This is a genomic window from Secundilactobacillus angelensis, from assembly GCF_012641075.1.
GTDB classification, from domain to species: domain Bacteria; phylum Bacillota; class Bacilli; order Lactobacillales; family Lactobacillaceae; genus Secundilactobacillus; species Secundilactobacillus angelensis.
This window is the reverse complement of record NZ_JAAXLJ010000001.1, coordinates 14,486-26,397: the sequence shown is the minus strand read 5'-3', so window position 1 is coordinate 26,397 and position 11,912 is coordinate 14,486. Positions and strand designations below refer to the sequence as shown.

General features: G+C 43.3%; 9 protein-coding genes. 2 read left to right on the top strand and 7 right to left on the bottom strand.

The annotated features are described in order from the left end of the window. Positions 1–41: 41 nt before the first annotated feature. The 6 genes from HC026_RS00115 to HC026_RS00090 all read right to left on the bottom strand — a co-directional run bounded on the left by HC026_RS00115 (position 42) and on the right by HC026_RS00090 (position 7,889). On the bottom strand, positions 42–548 hold the full coding sequence (locus HC026_RS00115; RefSeq protein WP_168923946.1) for a plasmid pRiA4b ORF-3 family protein: 507 nt from the start codon (positions 546–548) through the stop codon (positions 42–44). A 27-nt stretch (positions 549–575) separates the two neighbouring features. Next, positions 576–1,289: a glycosyltransferase family 2 protein gene (locus HC026_RS00110; RefSeq protein ID WP_168923945.1), complete on the bottom strand. Its 714-nt coding sequence runs from the start codon at positions 1,287–1,289 to the stop codon at positions 576–578. A gap of 175 nt (positions 1,290–1,464) precedes the next feature. After that, positions 1,465–2,409, bottom strand: coding sequence for a Dyp-type peroxidase (locus HC026_RS00105; RefSeq protein WP_168923944.1), 945 nt, complete (start codon positions 2,407–2,409; stop codon positions 1,465–1,467). Between the two features lie 447 nt (positions 2,410–2,856). After that, positions 2,857–4,788: an elongation factor G gene (locus tag HC026_RS00100; RefSeq protein WP_168923943.1), complete on the bottom strand. Its 1,932-nt coding sequence runs from the start codon at positions 4,786–4,788 to the stop codon at positions 2,857–2,859. A 224-nt stretch (positions 4,789–5,012) separates the two neighbouring features. After that, positions 5,013–6,461, bottom strand: coding sequence for a glycoside-pentoside-hexuronide (GPH):cation symporter (locus HC026_RS00095; RefSeq protein WP_168923942.1), 1,449 nt, complete (start codon positions 6,459–6,461; stop codon positions 5,013–5,015). Between the two features lie 309 nt (positions 6,462–6,770). After that, complete coding sequence (locus HC026_RS00090; RefSeq protein ID WP_168923941.1) at positions 6,771–7,889, bottom strand: ROK family transcriptional regulator; 1,119 nt, start codon at positions 7,887–7,889, stop codon at positions 6,771–6,773. A gap of 220 nt (positions 7,890–8,109) precedes the next feature. On the opposite strand from HC026_RS00090, the gene HC026_RS00085 reads away from it, so the two are divergent. Together HC026_RS00085 and HC026_RS00080 are read left to right on the top strand one after the other, a co-directional pair. Further along, positions 8,110–8,886: an SDR family oxidoreductase gene (locus tag HC026_RS00085; RefSeq protein ID WP_168923940.1), complete on the top strand. Its 777-nt coding sequence runs from the start codon at positions 8,110–8,112 to the stop codon at positions 8,884–8,886. A 232-nt stretch (positions 8,887–9,118) separates the two neighbouring features. Next, positions 9,119–10,687 (top strand): FGGY-family carbohydrate kinase, encoded by a 1,569-nt coding sequence (locus HC026_RS00080; protein ID WP_168923939.1) that lies wholly within the window; start codon positions 9,119–9,121, stop codon positions 10,685–10,687. A gap of 109 nt (positions 10,688–10,796) precedes the next feature. Here HC026_RS00080 and HC026_RS00075 read toward each other — a convergent pair whose 3' ends face one another. After that, positions 10,797–11,789, bottom strand: coding sequence for a cation diffusion facilitator family transporter (locus HC026_RS00075; RefSeq protein ID WP_240890981.1), 993 nt, complete (start codon positions 11,787–11,789; stop codon positions 10,797–10,799). Positions 11,790–11,912: the final 123 nt, after the last annotated feature.

Here is an 11,912-nt window from a genome sequence, read left to right as displayed (position 1 = left end):
ATAAAAAACACGTCTGCATCCATCTACAGACGTGCATTAGCTTAATAGGCTTCATCCCAGCTACCAGCAAATTCAGCGAACAGTCCATTAATATTTCTGGCGTTGAACGCCCTACCGCGATCTCCGGTTGCTTCGATTCGCTCTGGGCCACGCCCAGCTATCACCACTGGTAATTGATGATGCTTAGCATGGATAAATTCTGCCATTGTCACCATTTTTTCTAGTTCAATTTGATGTGTCCAGCTAGCACCAAAATCGTAAATGTATGTCACATTCCCTTTCTCAAGATCTGGATAGGCAAAGTGTTCATTTTCATTCAACATGCCATCACCCATATCAAGATCAGGCATGATGATGCCATATTCGGTTGCGGGTTCATTGACCGGCGTGAAGCTGTGTAAGTGACTGTTTGTCCACCCAAATAAAACCTGGATAATGGCGTGAAGCTGATCATAGCGAATACTGGTCGGAACAAAAATCCGCCGCCAAGTATCGGGCTTCACGTCCTTCAGTGTAACTCTTAGTTGCATGATACTACTCTCTGTCATGGGACACCTCCAGTCATACCTCGACAGTTATAGTTGCCTTCCCATTTGATAAATACGCTGGAATACTTGCTCTTCAACTCGCCTGTCTGAGAAACTTCGCGAACGCAGCGTGCTATTTGGACGATTGATCTTAGTATACCTGATCGCTGGATCATACACATAAATACCCGGGTTATTCGCCACAAAACTAGCTGTAAACAAGTAATCTTCTGCAATCGATAAGGATTCATCAAACCGCAATTGTCGACGCTCAATTGCAGCTAAAGAATAAGCCTTATTCCAAATGTATCCACCGATCTCGGACCCACGTTGACTGGCTTGCTGAAACATGGTTTGTTGTGACAGCGTCTCATAATGATCTCGGGGATCCATCGGTGTATGCCACCACTCATAGCCAACAGTTACTGCCGGTGTATCCTGATCAAAACCATTGACAAGCGTCTTGACGAAATCTGGGTGTAACCGATCATCACCGTCAGCAAAAGCCACCACATCACCAGAAGCGTGGTCGATACCAAAGTTCCGTGCCACTGAAACTCCTCGATGGCGATCAAATTGTTCCACGTGAAACATCGGTACTCCCCTAACGAATTCAGCGGCCCTTTCTGCTGTACCATCCGTTGAATGATCATCAACCAGCCATAGCTCGAAGTCAGCAGTCTGATCAGAAATTGTTTTCAGCATCGCATTGAAATATTGACCCAAATTATAGGTGGGAACCACCAACGTCAATTTAGTCATCGTATTCACCTCACGGCTTTGTATTTGCTGTCATTATGGCAGGATACAAGACATAGTCAACTATTTTCACTCGTTTTTGGATTCCGTCAACCACTCCTAAACTTATTTTCTCTTCCACCTGTATCACCTAAAAAAGCCAATCAAACAATGATTGGCTTCAATCCATATCTCAAATTTAAAAATCCTCACCATCTGCAATCTTACCAAGAACAGTGAATGATGGGATAAAGAATACTTCACCAGTTTCGGGAGTTGAAAAGTCTAAAAGCCGATCCGACTTGGTAAACATATTTGTCAGCATCCGTTTGGTAACCGTCCAGTGACGGGCATAGCCGATAAAGTAGGTCCCGTTAACCCCCTCAGTAGGGTTAGAAAACGGCACGTTCATCCGCACAATCTTATGCTCAACACCGCCCTCATTATCTTGAGAAGCGATGTTGTGGGCATTTGGTGCCTTTTGTTCGTCTTCAAGCTCCACGTCATTAAACTTCTTGCGTCCAATGGCTTGTTCCTGCTGTTCCGTTTTCAGCTTGTTCCATGCTTCCATGTCATGCGCATATTTTTGAGCAAAAGCGTAGGAACCATTAATGAAATCAGGATCCTCATCACCAATCACCGCATAGTCAGGTGTGTCTAAGGCACTTGGATTTTCCGTCCCATCCACGAAACCAATAATCGCGCGCCCTTCAAAATAACGGAAACCGTGTGTTTCATCGAGTACCGTTACATTATCTTGAATCCGTTCCATGACCATGGTCATTAACTCAAATGGAACCGCGGAATCCTTTGCTCGCACGTGGAAGAAGAGATCCGCTGGCGTTGCTGGTGCAGTATACTTTGGTCCCACTACCGGTTCGAACTCTTCTAATTCCTTAGGTCGCTTGGCGTTTGGAAAAAGATAATCCCAAGCCTTACGTGACAATCCAAATGCCACTGCCAACCCAGCATCGGGATATCGAATGTTCAGTGAGTTTTCAAATGCAGGCAGGTGCTCGGCAAGATCTTGAATCATTTCCAAATCAGCATCGTGATCTTGACGCTTCATATCCATCGTCGAAAAAATTATATTACTACCTGCATCCTTATATACGGCCTGAACATCTTTCAAATCAATTGCCATACCAGAAATCCCCCTTATATATGTGAGATATAATATACTTTAGAATAATTCTTATTTGTTTTAATTTTAACACATTTGTATTGTAATTAAAGCGTTTTCTTAAAATTAATAATTTCTCAATACTTCATTAATAAATAGTGTAAAAAACCACTGTATGATACGCTACGATACAAAGGAGTGCAACGATGACCACATACATTCTCGTATTTACATTAATTATGCTAGTAATGATACATCTTGGCCACCGAGCTGAAAACAAGGCTCTATTTTGGACAGCCTCCATTATTTTGATCCTAATCTTTTGCTTTGCTACCTGGCTTTTATTAATACTAATTCCTTCAATGTAAGGATATTGGCCAATGTGCGAATCCCATCTCCCGAAATCCCCTTTAAAATTCAAAAAACACCCCTAAGCGTCATTACCGCTTAAGGGCGTCTTCCTTCTAATCATTTTTTTGCGTATGGATAATGTGCCATTACTGGCAACTGGTCCCACTTCACGGGATAACCAGCACCGTGCGCACAAAAAACAGAGTCTGGTGTATTTTCTAAATCAGCCACTGGATCATATCCGGCTGCCGAAATAACATCATCGGCGTTATAGCAGGGTTGATACCCATCAAATACACACTCTAGCTCGCCCTGCCCATGAGTATAAGCGTTCACCGTTTGAGCGTAACCCTGCATCTCGGCAACCGGCGCGGTACCAGTTAATGTGACTACGTTTCCACCTGTGTCATCAGGACTTTCAAACTCACCGCTCATACGCTGGATATCATTCATAGCACGACCAACTTGATCTGAAGTGACCGTTAACCGAAATTGATACCAGGGCTCTAACAACTGTGCCTTCCCTTGCTGCTTCGTCATCATGAGCCCTTGGCGAACAGCTCGCCACGTTGCTTGTCTAAAATCGCCACCAACCGTGTGCACAATACTACCTCGTCCGCCAATTAAGGTGATGTTGATGTCAGTAATCGGTGCACCGATTAAAACACCTAAATGCTGTTTTGCTGCTAAATTAGTCATAATTTGGTGCTGCCAGTTTTTATCCAGAACTTCTAGTGAGCAGTTAGTCGCAAAAGTAACGCCACTACCCAATTCAGCGGGTTCCATGAGCAAATGAACCTCAGCGTAGTGCCGTAAAGGTTCAAAATGCCCAACTCCTTCTACTGAATCAGTAATTGTTTCCTTATAGAGAATGCTGCCTTCATCAAATGACACGTCCAAGTTGAACTGGTGCTGCAGCAACTGTTGAATCACTTCTAGCTGCATCATACCCATCAACTGTACCCGAATCTCCTGCAACTGACTAGACCAAGTCACATGCAACTGCGGGTCTTCGTCTCCCAGTTGACGTAAAGCCTCCAAACAAGCATGAAGATCGTTACCTTTTGGATCGACTTTATACGTTAATACTGGCTGTAACACTGGTGGTTCGCTCTCGGCTAGATTACCTAAGCCTTGACCTGGGCGGGTCCCAGTTAAACCCGTTATAGCACAAACTTCGCCAGCAGTAACGGACTGACTAACGCTGTATTTAACGCCGTTATACAGACGTAACTGGTTGATCTTTTGATCCGGCAAAACTTCATCACGGGGATGAAGCGCACCACCAGTGACGCGAACCCAAGTCAGACGTTCACCTTTCTCATCGTGGGATACTTTAAAAATCCGAGCACCAAACTTGTCATCTCTGGGTCTTTCGTTAGTCCAGCGTTGCAAGCCAGACATGAGCGTTTCAACTCCGGTTAGCTTGAGGGCCGCACCAAAATAAGTCGGAAAAACTTTTCGCTGGCTGATCAACTGTCGGATCACATCATCACTTAATGTGTCTGATTCCACGTAACTATCTAATACCGCATCATCTTGCAAAGCGATATCTTCGTAATTGTCAGCAATATTGTCACCGCCAAAAGCCAGACAGCCAGGTGATAATTCTGTCTGTAGCTGAGTCAGCAACTCTTCTTGTTCCACCCCTGGCGCATCCATCTTGTTCACAAAGATAAAGGTTGGAATGTGATACCGGTCTAGTAAACGCCACAGTGTCCGCGTGTATCCTTGAACGCCATCAGTGGCCGATACAACTAAGATGGCATAATCCAATACACTGAGTACCTGTTCCGTCTGTGCACCGAAATCGGCGTGTCCTGGAGTATCCAGCAAGGTGAGATTCAGTTGTTGATATTGTAAATTAGCTTCGTGAGAAAAAATCGTTATGCCACGTTTTTTCTCCAAATCATCAGGATCAAGAAACGCATCCCCATTATCAACCCTACCCAGTTGCGAAAGAGCACCTGCTTTATAGAGCAATGCTTCAGATAAGGTCGTCTTGCCTGCATCTACATGGGCAATAATTCCCGTAACGATGTGTTTCATGAGCGTTCCTCCCGTAGTTATTCAATACTCCCATTATTCCACGTTATCACTAATAATCAACCCACCGTCGTGCCACCAAATGATTATTTCCTGGGTAACATCAGTCGAATAACCAGTTCATAATTCCCAAATAGTCTGTCATTCCTAACATAGTAAAAGCGGTCTCCACTGAAATAGTAGAGACCGCTTTCATTTATGTTAAATGTGTTAAATCAATTTCAATTCTATGACTGCTCTGGAACTGCACCACCATCTGTGTTTGCATCACCATCAGCATCGTCATTTGCATCCAATTTAGTTTCAAGCTTATGAACAATCTGAGCATGTTTTGTCTCAGATAACTTAACTTTGCTAAAGAAGATCAAAGCTGAAATAACCAACAATACCATTGGAATGTAGAACATGAACGTGTTGAAATGAAGCACACCATCTGATGAAATATCACCTGGTTTGGCGTTCCCTGTCATTCCAGCTGCAACGGCAACCAGACCGACAACACCATTTGAAATAGCACCTGACAACTTATCAATTAACGGACGAATGGATAATGTAACTGATTCGTTACGATGACCACTCTTTAATTGACCGTATTCAACACTATCAGTGATTGCCATTAACGTTGCTAAGAAGATCAATGGGTATGGGAAGAATAACAACCCAATTGCAACCAGTGCCAGTGGTAAACTGGTGCCGGCGAATAGGAAGAGAATGTAACCCAATAGCATCACGCCAATACCACCACAGAAGATTGCTTTACGGTGAATCCATGTTTCAAGTCTTGGGAACGAAGCAACTGAGATAACACCTAAGATACATGTAATCACACCAACCCAGCTATAAGCTCCTGCATTGCCTAATCGGTAACGGAAGTAATACATCAGAAGTGAGTTGTTAACAACGTAGCTAAATGCGAATAGGAAGTAAGCTAAAGCAATCCATAATAACTGGTCATTTTGAGCAATAACTTTAAAGACTTCAACAATACCAGTGTGTTTCGTGTTGCTACGAATCTTGTTGTGTTGTTCATTGGTGTTGAGGCAAGTCAATGTCGCACCACCGACACACAGGACCGCAACAACAATTGCGTAACCTAACCAACCAGCTGCGGTCTGTTGACCATTTTTAGCACCGGAAAATAGCTGAGAGAATACGATAATAGCTGGCGTGATAATGATAATAACACCTTGAGCACCAAGAGTTGAACCAAAACGGGCAAAGGTCGCAAACTTGGTCCGTTCATCAGCCTTCATGCTCAGTGCTGGTAGCATTGACCAAAATGAAATGTCAGCGAATGAATAACTACCATCCAACAAAATGAAAACAATCCCAAACAGAATGAGATATAACATCGGGTTGCTAGTCGTCAAACCAAAGAAATCAGAGAAAATCATGATTAACCCAATGGATGCAACCAGTGAGCCACCAATGAGCCAAGGCTTGAATTTTCCCCAGCGAGTATTGGTGTTATCAACAATCCCACCGATGATTGGATCAAACATAATTTCACCGACCCGAATCACCACGATTAAAGTTGTAACGAAACCAACCATCTTGGCATCACCAGCGTTTGTAAACAACTGACTGGTAACAAACATCATGAAGTAGATACTGAGCGTATTGTAAAACGCATCATGGCCGAAAGCACCAAGGGCGTAGGAAATATACTTTTTCAATGGAAACCCTCCTAAATGTACTTGAATTAGCAAAATAATTGCAGCAACCTAATTAAATAAACCATTTTATAAAACTAGATTACTTATTGCTGTACATTATAGTTGTAACCGGTTTCAAATCGCAAGTTAGATTTTTTCTTCACTTGTGATAAATAACGGTAATCCAGGAATGAAACCGCTTAACAGTAGGGTATTTGTTCTGTTGAAAAAATTTAGTAAATTTCTTAAATTAATTTGATTGTGAGTAAATGAACTTAAAAGATCACACAAAAAAGTCCTTTCTATCATTAGAAAGGACATCTTAAATGATTAGATATTATCTAAAACCGTTTTTATAATTGGCAACGAAGCACCATATGAAACTGCTCGTGCCTCTACTGTCCCACGTTCAACGTAGGGCTGATCCTCTGGAAAAGCCGTAATAGTCTTAATGCGGTCATTGATAAACTCGACTGCACCATCGTCAAGATATCTGACCAGCACCCCAGCTATAACTAACCGGTTATCAACAAACATATGGAGGTTATTGATAACTTCTGCCAAGTTAGTCAGATAATTTCGCCAACGCTGAACCGTTTCCCGATCGTTTTGCGCAACTTGTTCCATAAAACTTTGAATCGTTTCGTTTTCTTTTAGCAGTGCGCTCAAAGAACTGTATGTTTCCAGACATCCACGGCGCCCGCAATAACACTTATGGCCGTTTTGACTGTTCAGCGTGATATGTTCCATTGTCCCACTGCGGCCATTTTCACCCGTATAGATATGGTCATCAATCACAATAGCCGTGCCTAAATGTTCACCAATTGATAAGTAGATGGCGTCTTTATGGTTATGTGACAAAGTCTGTTCCGCCAATGCAACACAGTCCGCATCGTGAAATAAGGTTACAGGCAAACCAATGGCACGCTCGAATTGCCCACTAGTTAAACCCGTACAATTCAGAATCTTACCGTATAGCACCGTCTTGCCGTCTGAAGATATCAATCCTTGAATGCCAATACCCACACCCCGAACTTTATCTAGCGGGACTTTTTGAGCATTTATGAAACCGCGTAGCCAATCACCTAATTGTTGGAAATACCCTAGCTCAATTGTGAAGGGCAAATTAATCGTGGCTGACGCTAAATCGTCGTACAATACGTTTACCAACGTGGCAGTCACATGATTGGCAAATAATTCTAAGCCAACAGCGTAAGCTTTGTTATTGTTTGGTGAATACACAACGGCCCGCCGTCCGACGCTTGAAGTAAATTTCCCGTCAGTCACAATTTGGTCATCTTCCATCAACTGGTGTAAGGTGGCAGTCACAGTTGGTAAGCTCAGATCCATTTCCTTTGCAATCTCTTGTTTAGAAATTTTTTCTGATTCATAAATTAATTTATACATCGCCCGGTAATGCCCGGACGGTCTGCTATTATCGCGTTTCATTCGTTCATCCCCCCGTTAAGTCATATTTAAAACCTACCATCATAATGCATAAATTGCAATTTTAAAAACGTTTTCAAAAAGTGTTGACATTTATTTTGGAAGGGGTTACATTAGTCGTGAATTAAATAAAGCGCTTTTACAAAATGAATTTGTTTAATAGTTTTCGTTTTTAAATCCGCGAAATTTTAATCACACTATATTTTCCTGAGGAGGAACAGATATGGGTATTTTAGATCGTATGGCCCTGACCGGTAAGAAAGCTTACGTTACCGGCGGCGCACAAGGATTAGGAAAGGCAATGGCAACTGCCTTAGCAGAAGCCGGTGCTGATGTTGCTATTGTTGATATTAACGAAGACAAGGCAAAAGCAACTGCTGAAGAAATTGCAAAGAACACTGGTCGTAAGACAATCGCTGTTAAGACCGATGTTACCGATCCTGACCAAGTTAAAAAGATGGTTGAAACGGTTGTTTCAGAATTGGGTGGCCTTGATGCCGCATTTAACAACGCCGGCATGTGCTTAAACATTCCAGCTGAAGAAATGTCATATGAAGACTGGTTGAAGGTTGTTAACTTGAACTTAAACTCCGTCTTCCTTTGCTCACAAGCTGCTGGCCGTTACATGATCAAGCAAGGCAAGGGTTCAATCGTGAACACCGCTTCAATGTCTGCTCACATTGTTAACCGTCCACAACCACAATGTTCTTACAATGCTACTAAGAACGGTGTTATTCAATTGTCGAAGTCACTGGCTATTGAATGGGCTAAAAAGGGCGTTCGTGTTAACACCATCAGCCCAGGTTACATGGGTACTGACTTGACTTTGAGCTCCGAATCATTGAAGCCATTGATCAAGACTTGGAACGATTGGGCACCACTTGGTCGCTTAGGTCGTCCAGATGAATTACAAGGCATGGCTGTTTACCTGGCCGGCGATACCAGCAGCTTCTCAACTGGTGACGATTACCTGGTTGACGGTGCCTTCACTGCTTGGTAATAAGAACGATTTTTTTAACAGGGCGCTTAGAGACCGAAATATAAGGTGCTCGCGTCGGCAGCATCCCAGCAATGGGGTGTTTCTGCCGGAAGTACCTTATGTGTGCGTCTTAGCCTGGCGGAACATGTTAAGTTAAATGAATAGTGATGGCTGTCGGCCTCACTTGCCCAACCGTTTAACAAGACGTGTTCCCTACTCCATCAAATATGATCGAACGAAAGGAAGCATTCCCATGAAATACTTAATCGGTACAGATATTGGGACTTCAGGTACTAAGAGTATCTTAATGGATACAACTGGTAAACTGATTGCTCAAGATCTTGAAGAATATGATGTTTTAACACCAAAGCCTCTCTGGGCTGAACAATGGCCAGACGTTTGGGTTAAAGGCGTTAAAGATTCAATCCGCACTGTTGTTAAAAAAGCTGGTGTCGCTCCCGAGGATATTAAGGGTTTAGGTATCAGCGGTTTATACGGTGGCTCAGGTGTCCCCGTTGACAAGGACATGAACCCTGTTCGCCCTGATTTAATTTGGATGGACCGTCGTGCTGAAGAAGAAACTGAATGGGTTAAGGCCAACATCTCTACTGAAAAGTTGACAGAGATCACTGGTGACGATGTGGTTGACCCATACTATGGCTACACGAAGATTCTCTGGATCAAGAACCACGAACCAGAAAACTGGCGTAAGATCCACATGTTCCTGCCACCAAGCAACTATGCCATCTATAAGTTAACTGGTGCTGTTTCCATCGACCATACTGCTGCTGGTAATTTAGGTGGCTTATATGATATCAACACTCACACATGGTCAAAGGAATTGCTTAACGCAATGGACATTCCTGAGAGCATGATGCCAGAACCAATCGTTGATTCAACGACCATCGTTGGTAAAATTACCGACGATGCAGCTGCCGACTTAGGTCTGAAGGCTGGCACGCCAGTTGTTTCTGGTGGTGTTGATGTTGGTGCTGCTAACGTTGGGATGGGTGTCTTTGAACCCGGCCGTTACGTTGCCGCTATTGGTTCATCAATGAACGCAGCGCTTGTCAGCAAGACTCCTATTAAGGGTAAAGGTTTGATTGTATGGCCATATCCTTATAAGTCTAAGGACTTAGTTTACAACTTCTCCGGTTCAGCTACTGCTGGTGCCATTACCAAGTGGTTCCGTGATGTCTTTAGTGGCGAAGAAGTTGCTGCTCAAAATGCTGGTGGCGATAACGCCTACGTTGCATTAGGCAAAGAAGCCCATGATATCCCTGTTGGTAGCGAAGGCTTAGTTGTCTTACCATACTTCATGGGTGAACGAGCACCTGTCTGGAACTCTGACGCTAAAGGAACAATCTTTGGTCTGTCACTAGTTCACACCAAGGGTCACTTGTTCCACGCCTTCCAAGAAGCTGTTTGCTACGCTTTACGTCACAGTATGGAAGCAACCGGCCGCGACCTTGGCGACTACATCGTCATTGCGGGTGGGGTTACTAACTCACCTGACTGGGTTCAAATGTTTGCTGATGTTACTGGCTATGCCGTTCGGACACCAATCGAAAACGCTGAAGCCAACTTAGGTGACGTCATGCTGGCAGGCCTTGGCACTGGTATCTTGGATGTCAATGACGTTCAAAAATGGCAAGTTCTTGGTGACAAGATTGAACCAGATCCAAAGAAGCATGAAGCTTACAACAAATTCTACAAGCTTTATCGTCAACTTTACAAGGATCTTGAAGGTGACATGCACACCCTCACTCAGATCACTAAAGAATCTGAAGAACTGCTCAAAAAAGTCAAAGAAACTGTTTAATGATTCAACACAACTAACACAATAACCTCAACTAACACAACTATTAAAAAATATCGGAAGCCCTTTGGACTTTCGATATTTTTTTGAATACATCTATCTTTGATTTCAGTTAATGGCTAACTTCCCCAGGATCCGGAACCGCTTGCGTGGTAACATCAAAAATCTGAAATTGTCGTTCCAACTGCTTCTCAATCCGCTCTGTTAGGTCATAAAGCGTCATCACATCCATATTGGCATCAACCATAATCAGCATTTCAACAATTAACACATCACCGTTGTAACGACTTCTGAATGCCATGATCTGGTGTACTTCATCAAACTGAATAATCGCTGTCTTGATTCGCTGCTCTAAATCAGGGTCTACGTAATCGGCCAGGTTCAAGGTGCATTCCTGAAAAATCACTAATCCCGACCAGAGGACAAAGAAGCCAATAATGATACTGACGGTACTATCAATCCATGGAACCTTAAAGCCAAAAGCCATCAAAACCGTAACTAAGGTGCCAAAACTAGTCACCACGTCGCCCATACTATCCTTTGCGGCCGCTGATAGTACTGCATTATTAAGCCGCTTACCGTTGTGATAATTGAAGTAACAGACAACCGCCATGAGTACTGTTGCAATCCCTGCACCAAGCGCAGAATAGCGGTTGGGATGATGACTAATGCCAGCAGTATACATGTCACGGGCGCCTTGGAAAATAATTTGACCAGCTATAAAGATAATGATGAAACTGGTAATCAGCGTAAAGATTGTCGCCATCCGAAACCGTGAAAGCTGCATCCGATCATCGTTGCGACCATTCAATAATGGAATCCGTTTACCAACGAGAAAATGGTCGTCTGAGTCCGTCGCTGTGTGCAGCCCAACGATCAGAAATAATGTGGAGATCACACCGGACAGATTATTCATCGCATCCGCTCGTAGCGCCTGAGAATGCCCGATGGCAGCCAGCCAGTATTCAATGAGGGTAATCAGTAAGTAGATGGCAATATTCACCCACAACGACTTCAGTGCCGTCTGAAGCTTCTTGATTTCTTGCTCTTCGATTACTGATAAATGAGCACCTTCGCGTTTTAGATATTGTGCGAGATTATTCACGCTGTTCACCTCCCCTATAATTACTCAGATTATAGCGCCAAATGAAGGAAATGACGGTTGGAAAGGCTCCACAAAAATGTTCTACATGAAACATCTGTTCTACTACAAATTTAAAAGGCGTTC